Raw genomic sequence first — 21,313 nt, 5'->3', positions numbered from 1 at the left:
TATAGGTGCTGTAAATTTACTAAATGAAATTAAGAGGGCTTGAAATGAAAAAACCCCACCTAATATTGCATTAGATGGGGCTATTATTTTTGGCTACACTACCAGCTAAATGAACCTTTTGTACGTCCACCAGCATCATCAATTGCTTCATAGTTTACTGTCATGCTTGGGTATTCACTCAATCGTAACTGAGTAGATGCAGCACCACGGCCTACGTATTCGCCATTAAACCACCAGTCGTAACCTATTACATAACCATCACTGTCTTTACAGTTAGCAGTAATTCGGATTGTTCCAGAACGAACAAGTTGATCACTGACACACTCAGGTAATGAATTGGCATTAACTGTATAATTTTCGATAACCTCAGTTACTTGGCCATATTGACTCGTTGTAACTGCTTTTATCTCATAATTGCCCGGATTTTCAATTTCAAAGCGGAACATTGGACTGCGTGATTGTAGTGTTTCTTGTTCAATCCCATTAACAAACCATTTGTAATCTATTATATAGTCCTTTGGATGGCCTCCTGTCATTTGGGCTCTTGTTACAAGGCCTAATGGAGCGCGACTATATCGGTTCGACGGAAAATAGATAAAAGTCCCTTTCGTTTCATCTGGCTCAATTACATCAACAAATTTGCTTAATATCCGACTCATACCACGGCTGTCAGTAACTTTTGCTTTAAGCTCATGCACACCTGCATCTTTAAGGGTTATCTCACTGTAAATTCTAGTTGGTGTTCTTGCTTCAATGCCATTTCCTTGTATCCATTCATAATCATATGTAATGCCAGGCATAAATTTACGCTGAACCTCGATCATACCCGTGATGGTAGCGGGTGCGACCAAAATATTACTTCTCACAGCTATATTCATTTCAGGAAAAACATATTTCCACGTTTCTAAATTACGCTGTGTTTCTCTAAATGTTTCAGACTTATATCCTTTTATCCATGCCCTTAATTTGAAGTTTAACCGGCCTTGAGCATCTAAGTCGCTCTCTACAGGTGTGTAATCAAATATGACTTCATCACTCGTTTCGCCATTTGGTTTAGTCCATTGATAAACAATTGGTAAATCAACACCCCCATTTAAATTTAAAACTTGCGCTTCTACTTTAATGGGAACGCCCAGCTCAACTAGATGTGTTGCTTTAATTTGAGCCATAACGGTTCTTGGCCCGACAGGCCTCACATAAAAACGAGAAAGCGCCCATGCTTCATCACCCGCGCCAGCTGTAGAAGAATGATATTTAAACCGTCCTAAAATTACTTCTTGCTCGCCGGTTGCTACTAATATTTGATGTGGTGAGCCATCAACCCACGAAGCACCATTATCACGCGACCATTGAGCTATGCCGTCGTAATCGGTTAACTCTTTTACATAATCAAGCATATTTAATTTCATATCTTGTCCATCATAAACCTGCGTAGGTCCACTGATTACAAGGCTTGCTTTTTCATATCCGCTTATTTTGAGTGATTGCGTTGTCGTAGACTCATTTGTGTTTTTATTCGTGATTTTAGCTTTAACAAAGTAATCACCAGCTTCGCTCATAAAAAATGGTATCGCACTTCTTCCACTATATTCATCCATAGACTCCCAGTTTTTATTGTCTTTAGATTTAAGCCACACAGTATCATTACCGGCAACCATATCTTCGATAGTGTCATAGTCATAACGTACTAGCGTTGTGAAAGGCACCTTACCCCGCACTTGATTACTCACAAGCTCACCACTTACACCTGTGCCGAGGACAATACGCATAAAAATCGGGGTAGACGTTAATTTTTGTGTATATTCTGGGTGAGGCGATTTAACTGCAGCTACCGCATAAAAACCGCTGCTTTTTCTAAATATAGCTTCAATACTTAAATTGAAAATAACCTGTCCATTTGCTGCATTGGTTTTTACATCTGAAATACGTTGTTCTTTACCCTTATTGTCTTTGTATGCAAGGTAAATATCCCATTCACCCATCGATAACACATCATAGTCACTTTGCTTTTCTTGCCAGTTCCACGCACCAATATGAGCGGTTACTTTTACATCATCGGTACTTAAAATAACGTCGTTACTTTCCATCGTTAGATTTAAAGCGACTCTACGTGAAGGTAATACAATTACTTCACCGTATGTACCAGCGTTATGTTGAGGGGATAAGTTATACGAAGCCTCAACTTTAAATGGGTATCTATCGAATACATTACGCTTTTTAGCATCATCATCACGTATTACACCCAATAATTCGTAAAGAGGCTTATGACTACGTTGAGCCATAAATTCACTGTTAGAGAACTCGCCACGCGTAACATTTATGTTCACTTCACCCGATACATTTTCAAGGGTATATCTAGCTAGCACTGGATTTTCAGGAATAACACCATACACGTTGTCATCTAATTTTATAATTGGTGACATTTCAAACGTCATAGTTTCAGCGGGTTTAATATCGTAAGAAAATGTTTCGTGACTTACTCTAACTTCTTGACCATCTGGATTAACTACATATGCACTGTATTCTATTTCGTTATCCGTAAGCTTATTGATTGAACCGGTAACTTTAAGAGCCCAGCCTTGCCAAATTGTATTCATCCCATCAGGAAGTGAATCAATTTTTACATAGCAACCTTTTCGTGCATCTCGTGATATCTCTCTTGCCAGTTCCTGTGACGCGACATAGTTACAAAGGTATCTACTTTGGGATACATACGCAGTACCCCGCTGAACATATTGATATAATTCTGCGATACCTGTACTTGATTTAATATTGAAAAATGATGGTGCATAGGTCAATTCTTGGTTAAATACTCCTATGTTCCCAGCAGTATCTCGTGCCTTAATAACTAGTGGATATAATTTACCGGCGGTTAAAGAAGCAAGATCACCTTGGAAAAATTTCACATTTTTTCGTGGTTCAGATGGATCATCTACTAGTGTTAGTTTTTCGCCACCAAAAGTTGCTTCGAATATGGTGTTATTACTATCCCAGCCCGGATTGGTAACTGCACCAAAATCAGTGGCAAAGTATACACCGTCAACCATTCGCGCTTTATCACGTAAATAACTTAACTGAATTTCTGGTGCTGTTCTTTGCATTATAAAGGTGTCGTGCTTATAGTCTTGACCATTTGTATATTGGTCACGTAAATCAACATCAAAAGTAAACGCCCCATCTGGTAAAGATTTAAAACTATAGCGGTAAACAATATAATTCCCGTAGACTTGAATATCGTCAGCTAAAATTCGATTTTCATCATTTAAGTTAATTTTATCGTGAATAAAGAAAAAATGATTTCTATCAATAAGCACTGACTGTTCAAACGTTATTTCTTCATCCGAAGAAATGAATAAGCTGGAATTTTCTAATTTCCACGTTTCATCATCTTTTAAATCTGTAAATGGACTGAATAATATAAGTGCAACTTCATCTTCATTCAGCTTTATTTCGGTACCATCAACATCTTCCACTAGCACTGTGCCGTCTCTTTTGTTGTTTATCGCTACCTTAACTAGTTTAGGTGGCGTGTAATCCCAATCTAGCTTATGGTTAAATCTACCTTCATTTCTTGATAAAAAATAAGGGATGTTTGAATCAATAAGCGTATCTATAGGGATCATTCCGGAAATATTGCTTTCCTGATCACCTAAAGGACCAATATCAAGTGCTATACGACACTCGTTTATTCCTATTGGCACATTACATGTAAGTCCATCTAGCTTAATTACCTGAACAAAGTCTCTTGGCTCTACACTGAATTGGATGCTTTTTACTTTAGCGCCACTGTCTCTTAGTAAATGTTCAACACCTTCACTTATTCTACCGTTGCTGTAGCTTAATGTGGTTGCCAATAATGATGGGCTTTTTGGTATAACAACTTTGCTATCTGCCGTACCTGAAGATATCAAAAGACTTTGATCACCGTCATGGAATATAGATAATTTCCAAGAGAACTTTTGAACGCCGACCTCCTCAGCATAACCTTTTGCGGTTACGCTACTACCTACTTTACTTATTCCTTTTGGTAACTGAATCCACTCAAGATAACATTTTGTTTCGCCATTATTATCCGTTTTATCAAACGCATAATCCATAGCAATACCTTTATCGCCTGTGATACCACAACCTGTGAATGTATCAAATTTAGCTGTAACTTCTGCTAATTCAATTTCATGCAATATTGTGGATACATCGGAATTTAGTTTAGATAGTATTTTCTCATCCGGGCCTTTAGGTTTTATTTCATAAGTGTACTCACCTAGAGTATATTTATTAGGGCCTGAATAGGTGGTTACACGGACGGTCATCGTTTCATAAGAAAGGGAGGCCATATAAGCACTAAAAGAGACTTTGTTACCCTTCGTTGCTTCAGTTTTATTCACTGCATTTATAACGTGTGTTACAAGGCATACAGGTGATCCATAAGCATTACTATTCTTAGCTATATTTAAATCATGAGTTAAGGATTGACAAAACTGACTAGTACTAAGCAAGCTAATTTCCGAAGTCATAGGCTCAATCACAGCATAAGGCTCACTTGTCACCGCGCCTTCTATTTCGAGGTCTTTAAAGTCATAACTAAAAACTAAGACAGGCGTATTCGGAGCTGTAGATCCTATCAACATACTTCCCGTGGTTTTAATTGAAGTATCACTCGGGGTAAGGCCTAGGTTATATTTACTGTCATTCAACAAGAAATTATAGCTCTCTGTAATAGTTTTTGTTTCGCCTGGGCTTAACGTTACACCTTGTATTACTACACTACCTACGGCATCGCTTCTTAGTGTTGCAAATACTGGATAAGAACCAGTAACATTCTTACTTTTAACTATTAAAGTCTCAGATTGAATAGGGTTAGCTCCTGTATTACGTAAAATACTTTGTTTAATATTCGGTAATAGCACAGAACCTCTACCATCATTCAATGCGACTCGAGGAGGATCATAAAAGAAGTTCTGCAGAGCAGTGGTTGCGTTACCTTGAGTATCTGTAGCTGTAACTTTTAGTGTATAATTTCCGCTTTCATTTTCTGAGGGGAAAAGGACGGGATATAGTAAGCTATATTTATTTGAGCCAAGTGAACGGCTAGTTAGATATACGTTTTCATTCGCAGGACCACCGACTAGTTGTATGCCTGTTAAAGTTATATTAGATTCATTATCAAAAGCAGTAATCACAACATCATCAAGGCTAGCTATACTGTTGCTATTTCCATTAAAATTTATCTCAACGATCGGTGCAGATTTATCAGATACAAATCTTAACGCAAATTCTTTAGTAATAGGTCCGTGATTTTCCTTTGCTAGTACATTTACTTCATGTGAACCTGCATCAAGTGTGCTTAAATCCCATTCATAAATATAATTGCCTCTATTTTGACTTACTTCCCCCCCTTTAGCTTGAAGGACTTTGCCATTACTGTCTTCAAGCCACACTTTATTAAGTTTCAACCTCTCAAAATAGGAACCAAATCCTTCTTGATATATCTCTGCTCGCAAAGTTGATGTCCTTTCATCGAACACGGGAGTTATTTCTGGATAATATGCATCGTTCCAGTCTACTTCTGCCCAAGAATTCGTTCCATATAATGATTTATCACTTTTATAGAACATCATAGGTTCATGCAAATACCCTGTCGTACCGCGATCAAGTTTCATAAAATTTTCCGGAAACTCAATAATACATGACCCTGAGCCAGCAGGAATAGTACATGTGTATCCTCGATGGTCTGCTTCCTGCTCATAATTCCTTGGGATTACGTTCACACGCATTTTATTGATAGTTAGAGGTAATCGTGAATTTGGTATTATAAATGGCAACCAGCTTGACCAACCTATATCTGAATAATAGAATTCAGTTTCTGACGACAGTTTGGGTGTAGGAGGTGCATCTGGATGTAACACTAAGTTGTAATTTACAGTTGCCCCCCCCCAGGTTCCAAAATTGTTCCAACGAACATCGTTATAATTAAAGTTACCTATAGGTGCTTTAAAAGTGACGTAGGCATAACGCGCATCAGAATAAACAAGCTTGGTGTTCTCAAACCTACTGTGTAAGCTAAGGCCAGCTTCATTAAATTCATGCCAATTGTTTCTATCTAACCGATAAATGACTTGAATAGGATTGGTCTTCACAGCCATACCAGCAACATATGGAACATACCCAATTGTATTAGGTACTATGCTAGTTGATATATTGGGATCAAATACTGCGTAAGGTTCAGTTGGAGCATTAACATAATTGTCGAAATACAACTGTTGTTCAACTATTTTAACATTACCTGCTAGATCATAGATTTTAACTTTCAGTTTAAATAATTCGTCCAAGTTTGAGCTTGGAAAAAGATCAGTATAATTAAAATCGAGTACTCTAGTACTGCTGTTATAGCCATACGTTTTCGACTTATGCAACCGCCCATCTTCTCTGTATGATTCGACAACTATATTTTTAATACCAAAGTTATCACTAATATTGCTTAAATATAATTCTTGTATTCCCATGCTTCCAAGTCCAAGTTTCCAAATTTCAGATTGTGTATCAATAGAATAAGTACCATGACCTTTTGAAGTTAACTTTTCATTGCTAGTTGGTAGTGTTGTGTCGATATTAATTTTTTTAGTGAACTTTTCTACCAACTCATTATTCGAAGTTAGTATTTCTTGTACAACTGAATAGGAACCGTTAGACGGCACTGTTAAATTTAGCGACTTTCCGAAGTAGCTCTTCCCCCCAACAGTAAACCTATCTGAAGCGCTAATAACCCCACTCTCACTTGAAGAAATAGATGCACCTTCAGCATTAGTTAGCCTAATTCTAATTTTTCTATCTAAACCAGCTGAAGAATGAATTTCAATTAAGCTATTTGCACTCAGATATTCAATAGAAGACGGTTCAACTATCTTCTCTTGCGTACTGTACTGTGAATGAATGTACGAATATTGCACAATATCTGCTTTCGCTGACACAGTTACAATTAACGCACATATAGCGAAAAAATGACGACTTATAATACTTGTTTTAGATTTCATAAATTTACCTAAAATGACCTAATTTAAGTCATCATATTAAAGTTATATAAGCTAACGAAATATTAGAGCACCCCAAAAGACCCTCTCTAAATTTTTAGTTTGATCCATTAAAAGAGTTAAAATTACTTATAGGTATTCTTAGTCAGTAGCGGGATTTTACAAATTTGATATAAATACAACATAACCAATGTATTTAGGAATAACCAATGCACGCAAACCCTTTTGCAAATTCTCCAAGACACACTTCGTTTGATAATAATCATAGTAGAGAGCAATCTTTCGACAATAAACAACATACTCCTTCTGCTGATCATGCGTCCCAGCAAACTAACAACACTCGGCCAAGACCACAGACGCATAATGTTAGCCAAGCAACGCAAGAAGTTAACAGGGAACAAATGACTACCCCCCATTATCAGGATCAAAATATTGAAAGGGACAGTAGCAATGAAAGAGATTATACAATGTTCCCTGTGTACTCTAAGCGTGCGGCTTTACAGTTTAAGTTAAGTGAAACCCGAAGAAGCCAAGGTAGAAATTTTAGCTTTGACACTATAATGATTGAAGGCGCTGCTCGTATTAATCCCAATGACAATAATGACAAGCGTTACGATTGGAGTAAAAAGCTAAGTGTCCAAATTATGCTAAGCGAATTACCAGTTGTAATTGCTGTGTTCCTTGGCATTGCAACTTCCTGCCAGTTCATGAACCACGGTCAAAATAAAGATAAAGGGTTCAATTTCGAGCGTCAAGAAGATGGTTTGTTTGCTAGCGTATTCCATAAAGGTGGTTCTATGGCTGTTAAAATGGATTGGCCTACAACCTTAAATATTGGGCACTTTATGCTAGCGCAATATACTTCAAATTTCGCGGGTTTGGGCTCAGATATAATTTTAAGAAATATTAATCGTATGAGTCAGGATATGACTGCTTGTGCAAAATTTCCTTTCAAAAGCCCACAAAGACAATAATAATTTAGTGCCGTAAATGTGATAGCAATTGCGGCTTTATTTCCCAATACAAGGCAGAGCTTAGTTTGATTAAATTCAATCATGTGTGTTCACCACAATCGCTTATATCAATTTAAAAAAACAAACAGTTTAATCTTCATCGTGATTCGATATACGGTGGTGTTGGTATTTATGGTTTCGTTGAAGGCTATCCTGTATGCGCAAACCAAAGGATAGCAGGGCGTGGAGCGGAATTAATAATAGAATGGCAAGGTGACTTTATAGATTTAGGAACAAAATCACTACCAATAAGTTTTGACCCAAGTTTGATTTACAGGCAGGGCGCTTCTCGTTCAATTATTCCTGCACACCCAAGCTTAACCAGTGTTAAAGTTGTTGATTTTACTGTTCATGATTTCGCTCTTCATAAAATTGGTATGCGAGACCGATTAAGATTGCACCGATTAAGATCAAAACTATCTCAGCAACCTATCTTTGTAAATATTGCTGAATAATAGTTTCTTTACGTATTCCCTAAAACGACCTCTCAACGTTTGGCATTAACTTAACAATTAATGTCAATTCATGGTTTCAAGTTAACTAGATGAGTTTAAATGCAAGCAGGTAGGTTGATTAATCTTTTGAGTCAATGTCTCCAAATATTCAATTGCAGCTGCTAACCTTCCGAAATCTACATTTATATTTTTTATTAATGAGACTGTAGAGCCGTGTTGTTTTTTACCGCCACTCAACAACTCCCCTGCACCGCGTAATTCTAAGTCTTTTTCTGAAATATAAAAGCCATCACAGCTTTGAGTTAACACATTCAGTCTGTTTAAAGTGGATTCAGAAGGTTTATTAGGTAAAAACAAGTCAAATTTCCCCCAATTACTACCACTTTGTGGTTGTGTGCGTGCTAATCGGCCTCGTATTTGATGTAGTGTAGTAAGACCAAACCTTTCTGCACCGTAAACGATACAGTGCCGTAAATCAGGAATGGTAAGCCCTACTTGTATTTTTGAGGTTGAAACCATTATTGGTATATGTGTTTTAAACTCATTGAGTACAATTTCGCACTCTTTATCATCCAACGCTGAATGGTAAACTCGTACCATGCCGGGAAAGTGCAAATTTAGACTACTCGCAAGCGATTCAGCATCTATCATTTTATTGTTATTACCTTCGCCGTCGCGTTTAGGGCAAACAATTAATACTTTACATCCATATGATAAAGTTTCGTGAATTGATCGCATAAGGTCAGAACCTTGCTCTTTATAAACTACTCGCGTGCATATATCTTTTGGGAGGTGCTGATGCTTGAGAAAAAAAACATTATCATTGCTGTATTTTGTAAGTGCAAGTGTTCTTGGTATGGGTGTGGCTGAGGCCTCAAGGTAATGGATGGACTTGATTTTACGTCGCTGATCTACAGATAGTTGCTGTTGCTCATCTATTATTAATAGTTCTACATCTTTAAATTCTTTAAATAGTAGGGCGGTTGTACCAAATATCAAACGCGCTTCATTAGTGTATGAGTTACTTTCAGCGCACACTAATGCACTTTTTACTTCAGGTATCATCGCGCAAATTTCTCTACTTAGTTGCTTACACAATGATACGTTAGGGGCGAGGAAGATCACTTTGCTGTTAGTCTGTGAAAGTAAAACCTGTCGCGCCGCCATTGCCAATATTACAGTCTTTCCAGTACCAACATCACCTATGAGTAGTCCATCGAGCGAAGTAGGACCATTACACAGGCGCTCTATGATTTGACTTGCAACATAGAACTGTTCACCGGTTAGTGTGAACGGTATATATTTAGTAAGTAATTTATCATCAATTTTGGGGGTAACCTGAAATGGGTTAGTCGGCACACATTTGCGTTCTTTTAATATTGCCCCGGCCATTAATGCGGTACTTAGTCGCTTTAACATCTCAATCGATTTATAAAATTCATATACTACTTTTGGATTGTGAACATTATTTAATAGGTTTTCGACTGACATTGTACCTGCAAACCCTAATTCAACTAATACGCTTTCAATAGATTCGCCAAACAAACACTCTAACTCTAAGTATATTTGGTCTTTGCCTTTTTTTATTTGGCTTTCGCCTATATTGCACTGTAGTGATTTATTTGCGACTGCCTTTATTAGCTTGCCTTTAATTCCATCGTATACAGGCACAATTCTACCAGCCTTTTCATCATCAATAATTGAGGCATTATTGATTTGGTATTTACCTTTTACAAGCTCGATTACTCCCTTGATATGCATTGGTTGATTTTCTTCTTTAACACGGGAGTTTTCATCACCAAACAATACAAAGGAGGCAGAATCATCCGAATCTGTTAAATGGTAACTAGTGTATGGCACACCTCTTTGTGATGTATGCTCGCCTTTCTTACTAGCTAAGCCATAAACTATTATTTCATGGCCAATGCAGGCTTTTAGATTAGAAAAATTATCAATTACATAGGTGTAATCTTCTACCTTTGATGGCAAATACAAAGCAGGGCACTTGGAATAAATTTCAAACTTAGTCATGTAAATTCTCCTTACCATTATTAAACCACAACCCAATAATCTAGCTACCGTTCTGTAAAGCTAACTCGGCTTTACTGAGCCAGTGTTTACAAAGCGGGTTACTGTAAAAGCACGAAATATTCACACTCGCACTCTGTTTTCTATTTGCAGCTTTTATTGCTTGATATAAGTTCATGCATAAAATAGACAGTGGTGTATCTTCGTGAAGAACAGGTTTTGAGTAACTACTTTTTTGCATTAATTCAGCAAGCTCACTCTCCAAGTTAAGAAAATCTTGAAATTGGATATTCCCTACAACTAATTGGTTGAGTAAATCTTTTGTCTTTTCCATTCGTTTTTTTGTTGATTGTTAATTGTTAATTGTTAATTGTTAATTAGGTTATTTTACCCTGCATATTTATAGCTTCAAAAATTTAGAGGACACCTATTTGCACTCTCTAACTTTTGCGGGCTTCATAAAGTATGGATAACATAGTGTTTTTAATGAAGAGGTCTCAATATGAATAAACGAATCTTCCTCGCATCCGTGTTATCGATATGTATAGCTTGCTGCGACTCCCCATTTTCTGATGAGAAAGAAGCACCTGATCTAAGCTTTGTAAATGTTCACGATAACGACTTTGAAAAACTCAGTGGCCACTGGGTATATAACCCGGCTAAATGTGAGGGGAAAATTAAAATTCATGGATTATTAGAATATAAATTTTCTGAAAGCGGGCTGTCTGTAGGTGGTGCTCAAATGCCGCTCACAGGTACTTTAATCTCGAAACAAATAAGCGCTGAAGTTGAAGACTTATTTTCAAATATGAAAACGTGTTCCGGTAACCCAGTAACCTTGTCAAGTGAAACAAGGCATCTGCAATTTGAAAGCAAAAGCTATAAGCTTGCTTTTGTTGTAAGTGGGGAAGATGTGTGGGCTATTGAGGGCAATGGTAAGCCATACTTACTTGAACGATTTAGCGACGTAGACTTTAAAAGCTCAGAGATTATTGAGCCAACACAAAAAGAGTTGAGCAACATATGAAAGCTTATATAGATAGCGCTTTGAACGTTATAAACACTCCTTTATATAGGAATTTATGCCTTCAGATTATCAAAAAACCAACAGACTCAACAAATGAAGTGATTGCAATAAAGAAGATGCTACTTAATAGCTATTATTCTTCAACCATGCGGCCCTTTGAAAATATAGAACTCACTGACGCAGATTATGGTGTCAGCATTGTATTTTGGTTGGCATTTTCTGATCATCCGAACAAAATAATGCAACAGGAACAGTGCTTATGGTTACAATTTGCCGAGGATGATTTAATTACTTTGACAGTAAAAATGGTTAACTCATTGAGTAAGCAATCTTCAGTCTTAGAATATACGGGTATTTGGAAGTCTTTTATAAAAGATTTAGATAAAACTACTAAGCTAGCTACTAATAAACAGCCAGCCTAATTCAGTGCTTAATTTAATTTCTATTTTTTAAAACAGTTAGGACTAGAACTGCAGTTACTTGATATAGGGTTAATACCATAAGATGCGGTGACACTACTTCTAGTAGGGTAGTCAATTCATAAGAGGTAATACTTTCCCACCTAACTGGGAACATAAGGGAAGTTACAACGAGCAAAGTGAAGGTGATACAAAGGCCCTTTAGCGCTATCTTTATATCTTGCCATGAGGGAATCATGCTTTGCATAACAACCACAGTAGTTAAGCCAATACCTAGATAACTTAGCGCATTTGTATCAATGTTTTTCTCTTGGTTATATACAATGAAAAGTATAGCAAAACCAAGAAGCAGGGGGGCGATGCCTACCAACATATTGGTAAGAGCGCCCACAAGTCCTCTGTGTGGTATGAATTGAACAAACCCCATTTTATTTTTATCTTTGAAGTTTGGTAAAAATTGCGTATTTGTGACTTTTAGAAGTAGGATTTTTGCGAAAATGTAATGTGCAGCTTCGTGCAAAGGTACGCCAAGCGTAAATATTAGCTTGAGTAACCATGAAGATGAAGTTGACCTAATTTTTAATCTTAGAACAAAGTTAACCAAAACAAGTGTTACAAATAGGGTAATAGGGCTCAAATATCACCTACAGTGTTCAAAACTCTTTGTTTAAGCACGTCATCTTCACAGAATGCCAATATAAAAAATGCACCAAAGAAATCCAAGATTTTTTCATAATCACTAATAGGTATTTCTCCACTTTCTATAAACTCAATCGCTATTGTGGCAAGCGAAAGCCTTTCATTAAAAGAGTCTGCATAAATAGAGAGACGTCCATTTAAGTAGGGATCTAGATAGTTACTGTCTATTCCCATGTTTTTGCAGAACATTGCGGTCAGCAAGGTTATCATCCAATCTGAATCGAACTCCAACCATGCTTCGATTTCTAATTCTGTTATTTTTTCAATGTCATTTTGTGCAGCGGGTAAAGTAGCGGTGTTTTCGATTTTTAAGGCATCTATCAAAATAAATGCAAACTTTTCTAAAATCTTTTCTCTAATGGTAATTCCAACATAAATGCCTTGGTTTGTAAGCTCTATTGATTTAATAGGTGTGCTCTCCAGCCATGCTTCTATCCACTGCTGGTGGGTAGCATCTTGCTTATCAAAATCGAATTGCTTTAAAGTGTCAGTATACGCAATGTAGAGACTTGAACTATGAGGTTGTTTTAGTTGTTTTAATAAACAGGTAAACTTTTTTGTAAGCATGCTCAGATAATTTCCATATTTTATTTTAGTTGTTAGGCTCAAAAATCCTTTTATAGGCGCTTGTAATTGTAATGCATAATTCTACGTATAGGTCGAAATTTAAATCTGTTTCCGAACAAATCAAGCTCAACAAACCATTGTACTTGTTGATAAATAAAACAATTAATTGCAGGAATCATTTTTTAATTTCCTATATTTTATTTTGGTTTTAATACCATATATATTAATTCATTATAACTCAACTTTTTTGGTTTCAGTAATAGAATATCTGTAATTGGATGAACTTGAGGCTGGCAATTTAATGGTAAACAATATAAAACTCAGTAAAAACAACACCTTATGTCCAATACTAGACAATATCGGACTTAAGCAATTGATTTTAAAGGGGTTATTTGCTACGCGACAGTATAATGGCCTCATGACGTATGGTTAATATTGAGCGCAAAATATCTACGTCATTCAAAACATCTAATATGTCGCGATTGGCACTTTCTTTAATTTGCTCTTTTAGCCAAAAGCTTGCTGCGGGATCATTTATAATTGTTTCTTCTATAAATTTTACGTCTTCTAAATTAGTTGTAATGTTCATCATAATCCTTATCTACTAAATATTTAGTTAGTTCGTGAAGTTCTTTAAAAAAATTCTTCTTATCTAAACCATCAAATTTAACAACATGACGACCGTTTATAATGATGCGTGGAACTGTACTCAGCATACCTCTCGATGACATCAACCTTTGATTTCCAAGAGTGAATTTAGCTACTTCGCTTGTTTTCGGGTTGTTATATAGCGCCCAAATATCTGCATCATACTTTTCATCCACAACCTTGATTAACTTCTCCACTAACGATGGCGTAATTGTCACTTTCTCTTTGTGAATGGCCACAAATATTAAATCGACTAATGAATTACCAATCTCGGGATAAAGCTCATCACTAACAGCCATGACTTTAGATAAAGCTAAAAAACCATCAGGACTGGTTTTTGATATAATATCGACACTTACCCTTCTCTTGATCACACCCTTTGGCACAGTTCGGTAAATCTCATCTTGAAACGTGTTTAGATTTTCACAGGCCGGGCAAAAGAAACTCAGATATTCAATAAATGTTGGCTTGCCTGTTAATTTTGATGATGGATATGTATCGTAGTGCAGCCCTTCTTTGAAATCTGTCGCATTGGCTGGGTTAGCTGTCATTGCAGTTAATAATAAAACCCCTGCCGTTATGATCACTTTAAACATCATTTGTCCTCGTTATGAATTATGTCTATGAAATCAATTATCCGTGTTCAGTTAGCTAATCTCAAAAGATAGAGATACCCAAACCCCCCTCTCTAAATAATATTATTCCAAGTGGTAGTCTAAATATCTAATGTTGATATTGTGCATATGAATTAAGGGGAAATTTATGCATAAAATATTTTTCGATGGCGCATGTAATCCAAACCCTGGTCCTACCGGATGTGGAGCAGTTATATTTGATGGGCAAAACAATGTGGTCGCAGAGCTTTCAATATTTAATGGGCACGGTACTAACAACCAAGCGGAATACAGTGCGCTTATATATGCTTTAGAGAAAGCAATTGAGCTTGGCATTCGTAAAGCCACAGTGTATGGCGATTCAAAGTTAGTGATTAATCAGCTAAATGGTGTATGGAATTGTAATGACACTGCCCTACGCGTTCTTAATAAGCGGGCTATGAAGCTATGTTATGAGTTAGAGTTTATTGAATTATGTTGGATCAAGAGAATTACCAATAGTCATGCCGATAAGCTTAGTCAGGATGCATTAGAGGGAACTAGCATTTCAGATGCCCAAGTTAAGACTAAAAAGGAACAGCTTGTTGATGTTATACAAAGTAATAAAGATAATAAAACCCCGTCCAATGTCGTTAATATTAATGAGCAGCGATTAAATGAAATAACTGCGGTTCATTACTACAAGGGAGTTGGATTTAGCGTTATACAAAACTCTAAATTATATGCTATCAATTTAAATCCCCTTTCCTGTTCATGCGCGAATTTAAAATGTGAGCATATAAATGCCGCTATTGCATATTCCCAAACGCAACAAATTCATAAAAGTGTATAAACCCATTCGGTAGCGTGAATTTTCGTTCTTTGTATTGTGTTCGTATTGAAACAAATCAAAGGCATAAAAAAATGGGCATAGCTACACTTATTAATGAAGTAAGAGAATTTGGTGATTTTGAATTTTATCCAACATTAGATTCAGACATTGCATTAATAAAAAAACACATCGACTTGTTAGGCTACGACAAGCCCTATTCTGTGCTAGATATTGGTGTTGGTGATGGTCGTGTGCTTAATGCAATCGCACATGAATACGGTGAAAAGTATGCAATTGAAAAATCATTGCCTCTAATTCGAGCTTTACCCGCTGATATTATGATTGTTGGCACTGATTTCATGGCCCAGACGCTTATAGATATTGAAACATCAGTTATATTTTGCAACCCACCATTTACCCAGTACTCTGAGTTTGCCTCAAAAATTATCGCGGAATCTCTAGCACCGGACGTATATTTAATTTTGCCTACACGCTGGAGTAATAACCAAGCTATAAAAGATGCATTGGCACGCCGTAAAGCAACCTTCACTATACTAGGTAACTCTGACTATCGTTCAGCAGACCGACCAGCACGATGCACCGCAGACGTCATTCATATAAGCTTATCTAGTTGTGCTTCACGACGATGGGATAGAGCCACCGTTGATGTAGACCCTTTTGCAGCATGGTTTTCAGATAACTTCGATATAGATGCACAAGGTAGTGCTGCAAGAAAAGCAGACTCGCTCCATCAGAATGTGCAACCTGATAAATTTGAAATAATAGCTGGTGGCGACCTAATAAGTACATTGGTAAGCCACTATGATGCCAGTTTAGAAAAGCTTATTATCACTTATAAAGGCTTAGAACATGTAGATGGAAGTATTTTAGATGAGCTTAACGTTTCGATCGACTCTATTTATGCTGCTATTAAACTTCGTATTAAATCTTTAAAAAACAAATACTGGAAAGAGCTATTTAATCGCTTTACTCCAATAACTGATAAGTTATGTACTAGCACTCGAGAAGAGATGCAAACCTTGTTGATGAAGAATGTTAACGTTGACTTCACGAAAGAAAATGCTTATGCCATAGCTGAATGGGCAGTAAAAAACGTGAATAAATACATAGACTCACAATTAGTATCTGTTTATGAGAGTTTAATTGGCGAGTCTAACATTACTTTGTATAAATCAAATCAACGAACATTTGGGCGCTCTGAATGGCTTTATAATAGAAAACCATCCGGGTTAGATAGATTTGCATTGGACTATCGAATAATTACAAGTAATTATGGCAATTTTGGCGGCTATTCATTTGATAGAATAAATGGGCTCTCAAAAAGTTCTGCAAACAAAATAGATGATCTAATTACTATTGCACACAACTTGGGCTTTGATACGCTAGGCCAAGAGCGAGCAAGTACCGTTGAAGAGTGGGAACCAGGTAAGCTTAGAACATTCCATTACTTCGATCACACTGCTCAAAAGAAAGTTGTATTATTCACTGCTCGGGCATATCAAAACGGTAATATACACCGCAAAATTAATCAGGGCTTTATAGCGCGCCTTAATGTCGAATTTGGTAGGTTACGAGGATGGATAAATACCCCAGAACAAGCGGCCGAAGAAATAGATGGTGTTGATATTGATTGTGCAAAGCAGGCTTTTCAGAGTAATTTAAAAATAAACGTGGGTACTCAGTTTTTAAAATTAAACTAACGTAATTGTGATTGAAGGGGCTTAACAAAATAAGTCTTAACTTAATCTGTCAGATTTAATTAACGGGACTTAATCAAATCTGACAGTCGCATATGTGCCATAAGCCGACTATCAGCCGTAACTCGTTTCTGCCCCTTTTCAAGTTTGAGCAACAAAACGGTGGTAAATCCCGCCAGAAAATAGCCCTACTTTTACTAATGGCACACCGCGCAACATCGATGCACGGAATCTCCCAATTCCTTTCAAAAATAGGCTTCCTGAGTAAAAAATCTGCCTGCATTGTTATGCATGTCCACTGGTATCAATACCATCGTAATGGAGACTTTAAGTTGTAGCATTTTATAATTAAGCTAGTCGCGAATTAAGCCGTGTTTCGCTCAGATAAGGGCTTTACTTGACGGTGTTTCGAACATCAATAGCGACAGAGTAAATGGTTTTATTTTCAATAACTTGAAGCTTTTTAAGCCCTTTGGCATAATCTCTTTTCCTGCCGTCAAAAACAACCAAATACCCTAAATTAGAACCCGTATTATTTTGATAGTGAATTATCTGATCTTCTCCTGATATTGCGTAAGAACTTGAGTATGAAGGGCCACACATTTTAAGCTCCACAACTACCTTTAGGCCGCCAGCAAGTAAAAGGTATAAGTCAACGAAGCCAGCTCCAGCACGGTGCTCCTGTATTATTTGTATGTTACTTTGTCCAAACTTTGCTGATAAAAATGTAATAAGAAGCTGTTTCCCAATTTCTTCTGGGTTCTTGTTCCACTTATGACCTCCTTTCTTATCAGATTGCCAAAAGTGCATCCTATTTTGAGAAGATACTGTAGCTGAGAACTCGTTTAGAGCAGCAAGCATACCATCACTGGTAATTTGAACGACAACTTCAGGTTTGAAACTAGTAGCAATCATGCCTTTGGGCATCTTGATAAAGCACTCTTCCTTTAATTGCTGTAGACCTTCTGTATCTGGGTTTGCTTTATTAAAGTATTCTAAAGCTTCGTGATACTTATGCTGTTCGTAAAGAGCCTTACCGTACCCAAAACACATATTTGGTAATTCACCCAACAACTTGATTCTTGAACTAAAAAGCTTACAGGCTTTCTCCCATTGTTCACTTTCCATATAAAGTCCTGCTAGGTTGTTTGCTGCTGGGTAGTTATATGGATTGGCATCAAGAGACTTCAGGTAGCTTGCTTCTGCGTCAGTTGTTAATCCTTGCTCTTGATATATGAGACCAAAATGAAAATGGACTAAATCAACTACCCCTCTATCGTCCTTCTCTAAGTGTCCCAGTGCCGCATCTAAGAAGTCTATTGAATCTGTAATTGAATTAGATGGATTGATAGATTCTTTGAGTAAGACCGTCCCAATTAAGCCAGAGTTACCAAACGCCAATACATCATCTAAAATTTCCTTACTCAGTTGATCATGTTCATCGTAGTAATCAGCAACTTTAGTTTGAAGATTGAATAACTCATCATCAATAGTTGAACCAATGTCCACAGCCAACTGATTGTAGCGATTAGCTTTGTCTTGAATGCCAAGTTCTAAAGCATATTGAGCTGCCATCATGTACGAAGTATGTAAATTGATTTCAGCACCAAAAACACCTTCATCTAAACCAATTGCATCTTCAATAGTTTTTAAAGCTTCTAGTTTACTTCCTAGCTTATGCAAATATGTGGCTTTGTCCTGTAAGAGGTGGGCTTTTCCGTGACGCTCAAGCAAGTCATCTGAATCTACTAATTTTAAACAAGTTTCCAATGTTTCTAATGCTGAAGATTGTGACTCTTTAGCTTGTAGCTTAGAGAGTTGCAGTAAATTAGTAATCGCACCCTTTTTCTGTCCTGCTTCAAGAAATTTGTCTGCACTTAATCGATGATATCGAGCGATATCCTCTTCGTTGGTGGCGAGATCTGCTAAGCCCTGATAAGCAACTGCTGTATTCCTTGGTGAGGCATTTTCTCTTTTTATCAACTCTTGATACTGAATTACGGCCAGATTCCTCTTGCCCTCTTCTTTAGCGTATCTTGCTCTCTCTAAAATGAAGCCTTCCAAGTAACTATCATTTAGATTTTCTGAAAACTCACTTTCCAAGAGTTCAACATACTTAATGACTGCGTTTAACTCGCCGATGATTGACGCATATCCAAGGCAAAGCGATAAGTGTGATTTCCTAAGTTCTTTATCCAGATTAGTGCTATCGATTGACTCAATAACGTCCAAAACTCGCTTATCTTTTAGTTTAGTGATAAAGAATGCATTCTGTAGCAGTAAGTCTATTGCTTCCTCATGTAACCCTTCTTCAATCTTACTTTGAGTATCCACAAGAGTATCATGTGCAATCTGACTTGGTACTCCTTGTAACGACTCATGGATTTTTCTTCCAATATCCAAGGCTTCTGGAGATTGAGCATCAATTGTTCCTAGTGGTTTTGAAGCCGAGGAAGAGGTATAAGTTATCTTGTGTTCAGATTGAGAATGTTCTTTCATAGGGCTTATTGTTTCCATACCATTAGCTATCTTCTTTATATGCATATAGTAACACCGATATCGGTGCTAAGTCGCTAATTCTAGCGCCTGTGCTTAGAGTTACTCTTGACATGTTTATCAGTTTATCAGTTTATCATTATCTGTATTAAACAGTGCTCAATAGGTAGGTTATTCGGCTTCTATGAGTAGCCCTCCCAATAGTTGCTACAAATAGGTGATGACTGAATAAAATAGATACTTTGCGGTCACATGAGAAGTCAAAAGATGATATGAAATCTAAAGCATTAATGTGTTCTAACACCGAATAGGATAATGGTACTTCATGAACTGACGGGTTACATGCATACCTTTTAGCAAGCTCTGCATAAAGTAAGTCTGGCACAACAGATGACAGCTTTTGTCCAGTTCTGCGCGGATCTGCCTCCAATAGTAACGGTGGCTGAGTACGCTTTGCGACTAAAAGTTATCCGAAGGGTGGATTTGAGCTGAAGGCGCCCAACTCGGTTCTGTCCAAAAACGAGTTTAACCGACCGTCTGCTTCTCGCTCATAGCTGCCTGTCAGGCAACAGCCTAATAGGATTCATCGAAACTGTAAGCTTAAATATGAGCTACTACATTCAATCAGCTGAAAAACACTCTACTCGACTCGAGTGTACGTTTTGTCTTTAAGTACACGTTTAACCTGAACGACGTTTTTCGCACCGATTCGGTTACAAATTTCTTCAGCAGGGTATTCTTTACCAAGTTTGCGTATCGCTTGAACCTGCTCAGCAGATAATCTACCATCGCGTCCACAGATCTGTGCTACAGCCCACTCGTTGTCGCGCCACTTCTCTGCTACCCAAGGTGCGGGGAGACCTTTTCTCGGATGATGCTTAAGCCATCCACTGAGAATTACACTCCTATCATCTGGCATTGGAATAGCAGAGTTTTGAAGCAATCCATTCTCACGAAGGTACAACAAACCAGATTTTCCACCAGGGATCATATTTAAACGTCGTTCATCGTCCCAATGTCCTTCAATCAGGAATTCCTCAGCCTCATACAGTTCCTCAAGATTATCAGTGATGCCCATTACTTTGTGATGTAAATACGTAACCTTCCCGGACTTAGTTTCTTCTCGAAACTTCCGATGAAACAATAGATGACTTCCACTTTTGATTGCGCGTTTATGTTCAGCCCATCGTTTCTGCCAGCTTCGGGTTGTCAGCCCAACGTAAAAATATCCATCATTAGGGTATGAACCACCATTGCCAAAAATATGTTGGTATAAAACATACGATTTTTTTGGAAAATATTTTGGTGTTAGTAGGAAATGAGCAGGTATTGAAAAAACTAGACTTGGCTGTTTGATCAGGGCTTCATCTATTGTAATCAAACCACGCCTTGCCGCCTCAAGAAATAATGGGTCGGTTACCAACTCTACTTGAATTATTGGAGGAATTGTTTTCTCATCACTTTCAAGCTCCTTCCCCGACAGATACTTTGTCTCTCTTACGACTGTCCGATGATCTGGCTTTAACATTTTTAGTGGAGCAATAAATCCAGGTATGTTTTTCATAAAGGTAATATGGATCACAGGGATTACCTGACCCGGTTGAAGTCTAAATATCCCCTCTGGATTTCGCGCCACCTTAAACCACTCTTTGCCGTAAGGTTGGGATTGTATGAAATGCTTCAAAAGAGCTTCGACCTCTCTGAGACGAGAAATTAATGGCTTTGGAGCCAAATGTTCCCACCATAATTTGTTCAATTTCAGCATATTTTCTACCTATCTCGGACTATCA

General features: G+C 37.4%; 14 protein-coding genes. 5 read left to right on the top strand and 9 right to left on the bottom strand.

The annotated features are described in order from the left end of the window. Positions 1 to 98: 98 nt before the first annotated feature. Positions 99 to 7,031: an Ig-like domain-containing protein gene (locus H5187_RS08920; RefSeq protein WP_182797773.1), complete on the bottom strand. Its 6,933-nt coding sequence runs from the start codon at positions 7,029 to 7,031 to the stop codon at positions 99 to 101. Between the two features lie 206 nt (positions 7,032 to 7,237). Between H5187_RS08920 and H5187_RS08915 the strand changes: the two genes are divergently transcribed. Further along, positions 7,238 to 8,002 carry a hypothetical protein gene (locus H5187_RS08915; RefSeq protein ID WP_182797772.1) on the top strand — a complete coding sequence of 255 codons (765 nt, stop codon included), beginning with the start codon at positions 7,238 to 7,240 and terminating at the stop codon, positions 8,000 to 8,002. Between the two features lie 575 nt (positions 8,003 to 8,577). Here H5187_RS08915 and H5187_RS08910 read toward each other — a convergent pair. Both H5187_RS08910 and H5187_RS08905 read right to left on the bottom strand, forming a co-directional pair. Continuing rightward, complete coding sequence (locus H5187_RS08910; protein WP_182797771.1) at positions 8,578 to 10,563, bottom strand: DEAD/DEAH box helicase; 1,986 nt, start codon at positions 10,561 to 10,563, stop codon at positions 8,578 to 8,580. Between the two features lie 4 nt (positions 10,564 to 10,567). Next, a complete protein-coding gene (locus H5187_RS08905; RefSeq protein ID WP_182797770.1) occupies positions 10,568 to 10,858 on the bottom strand; it encodes a hypothetical protein in 291 nt (96 codons plus the stop codon). A gap of 168 nt (positions 10,859 to 11,026) precedes the next feature. Here H5187_RS08905 and H5187_RS08900 point away from each other — a divergent pair, with 168 nt between their 5' ends. Both H5187_RS08900 and H5187_RS08895 read left to right on the top strand, forming a co-directional pair. Beyond that, entirely contained in the window at positions 11,027 to 11,551 is a 525-nt protein-coding gene (locus H5187_RS08900; protein WP_182797769.1) for a hypothetical protein, read from the top strand. Then, positions 11,548 to 11,973 carry a hypothetical protein gene (locus H5187_RS08895; protein WP_182797768.1) on the top strand — a complete coding sequence of 142 codons (426 nt, stop codon included), beginning with the start codon at positions 11,548 to 11,550 and terminating at the stop codon, positions 11,971 to 11,973. The genes H5187_RS08900 and H5187_RS08895 overlap by 4 nt, the downstream gene beginning before the upstream one ends. 13 nt (positions 11,974 to 11,986) lie before the next feature. Here H5187_RS08895 and H5187_RS08890 read toward each other — a convergent pair whose 3' ends face one another. The 4 genes from H5187_RS08890 to H5187_RS08875 form a co-directional block, all read right to left on the bottom strand. Further along, a complete protein-coding gene (locus tag H5187_RS08890) occupies positions 11,987 to 12,607 on the bottom strand; it encodes a hypothetical protein (RefSeq protein ID WP_182797767.1) in 621 nt (206 codons plus the stop codon). Then, positions 12,604 to 13,236 carry a hypothetical protein gene (locus H5187_RS08885; RefSeq protein ID WP_182797766.1) on the bottom strand — a complete coding sequence of 211 codons (633 nt, stop codon included), beginning with the start codon at positions 13,234 to 13,236 and terminating at the stop codon, positions 12,604 to 12,606. Before H5187_RS08885 ends, H5187_RS08890 begins: the two co-directional genes overlap by 4 nt. A gap of 388 nt (positions 13,237 to 13,624) precedes the next feature. Continuing rightward, positions 13,625 to 13,828: a hypothetical protein gene (locus H5187_RS08880; protein WP_182797765.1), complete on the bottom strand. Its 204-nt coding sequence runs from the start codon at positions 13,826 to 13,828 to the stop codon at positions 13,625 to 13,627. Next, positions 13,809 to 14,483: a hypothetical protein gene (locus H5187_RS08875; protein ID WP_182797764.1), complete on the bottom strand. Its 675-nt coding sequence runs from the start codon at positions 14,481 to 14,483 to the stop codon at positions 13,809 to 13,811. The genes H5187_RS08880 and H5187_RS08875 overlap by 20 nt, the downstream gene beginning before the upstream one ends. A 163-nt stretch (positions 14,484 to 14,646) precedes the next feature. On the opposite strand from H5187_RS08875, the gene H5187_RS08870 reads away from it, so the two are divergent. Together H5187_RS08870 and H5187_RS08865 are read left to right on the top strand one after the other, a co-directional pair. Further along, a complete protein-coding gene (locus H5187_RS08870; protein ID WP_182797763.1) occupies positions 14,647 to 15,330 on the top strand; it encodes a ribonuclease HI family protein in 684 nt (227 codons plus the stop codon). Positions 15,331 to 15,401: 71 nt separating this feature from the next. After that, a complete protein-coding gene (locus tag H5187_RS08865; protein ID WP_182797762.1) occupies positions 15,402 to 17,030 on the top strand; it encodes a DUF4942 domain-containing protein in 1,629 nt (542 codons plus the stop codon). 390 nt (positions 17,031 to 17,420) lie between these two features. Here the strand turns inward: H5187_RS08865 and H5187_RS08860 are convergent, their stop codons facing one another. Together H5187_RS08860 and H5187_RS08855 are read right to left on the bottom strand one after the other, a co-directional pair. Continuing rightward, a complete protein-coding gene (locus H5187_RS08860) occupies positions 17,421 to 19,526 on the bottom strand; it encodes a tetratricopeptide repeat protein (protein ID WP_182797761.1) in 2,106 nt (701 codons plus the stop codon). Positions 19,527 to 20,163: 637 nt separating this feature from the next. Next, the gene (locus H5187_RS08855) at positions 20,164 to 21,288 is read right to left on the bottom strand and encodes a hypothetical protein (RefSeq protein WP_220493259.1); all 1,125 of its coding nucleotides are present in this window, start codon (positions 21,286 to 21,288) and stop codon (positions 20,164 to 20,166) included. Positions 21,289 to 21,313 lie beyond the last annotated feature (25 nt).

The sequence above is a fragment of the Pseudoalteromonas sp. SG44-1 genome (genome assembly GCF_014164315.1).
Classification (GTDB): Bacteria; Pseudomonadota; Gammaproteobacteria; order Enterobacterales; family Alteromonadaceae; genus Pseudoalteromonas; species Pseudoalteromonas rhizosphaerae.
Note: the sequence above shows the minus strand (reverse complement) of the source record. Positions and strands in the feature narration are given on the sequence as shown.

What these genes read in the sequence shown, in the direction of transcription:
- H5187_RS08920 (WP_182797773.1), bottom strand. Translation starts at nt 7,031, where the DNA reads ATGAAATCTAAAACAAGTATTATAAGTCGTCATTTTTTCGCTATATGT.
- H5187_RS08915 (WP_182797772.1), top strand. Translation starts at nt 7,238, where the DNA reads ATGCACGCAAACCCTTTTGCAAATTCTCCAAGACACACTTCGTTTGAT.
- H5187_RS08905 (WP_182797770.1), bottom strand. Translation starts at nt 10,858, where the DNA reads ATGGAAAAGACAAAAGATTTACTCAACCAATTAGTTGTAGGGAATATC.
- H5187_RS08900 (WP_182797769.1), top strand. Translation starts at nt 11,027, where the DNA reads ATGAATAAACGAATCTTCCTCGCATCCGTGTTATCGATATGTATAGCT.
- H5187_RS08895 (WP_182797768.1), top strand. Translation starts at nt 11,548, where the DNA reads ATGAAAGCTTATATAGATAGCGCTTTGAACGTTATAAACACTCCTTTA.
- H5187_RS08885 (WP_182797766.1), bottom strand. Translation starts at nt 13,236, where the DNA reads ATGCTTACAAAAAAGTTTACCTGTTTATTAAAACAACTAAAACAACCT.
- H5187_RS08880 (WP_182797765.1), bottom strand. Translation starts at nt 13,828, where the DNA reads ATGATGAACATTACAACTAATTTAGAAGACGTAAAATTTATAGAAGAA.
- H5187_RS08875 (WP_182797764.1), bottom strand. Translation starts at nt 14,483, where the DNA reads ATGATGTTTAAAGTGATCATAACGGCAGGGGTTTTATTATTAACTGCA.
- H5187_RS08870 (WP_182797763.1), top strand. Translation starts at nt 14,647, where the DNA reads ATGCATAAAATATTTTTCGATGGCGCATGTAATCCAAACCCTGGTCCT.
- H5187_RS08865 (WP_182797762.1), top strand. Translation starts at nt 15,402, where the DNA reads ATGGGCATAGCTACACTTATTAATGAAGTAAGAGAATTTGGTGATTTT.
- H5187_RS08860 (WP_182797761.1), bottom strand. Translation starts at nt 19,526, where the DNA reads ATGAAAGAACATTCTCAATCTGAACACAAGATAACTTATACCTCTTCC.
- H5187_RS08855 (WP_220493259.1), bottom strand. Translation starts at nt 21,288, where the DNA reads ATGCTGAAATTGAACAAATTATGGTGGGAACATTTGGCTCCAAAGCCA.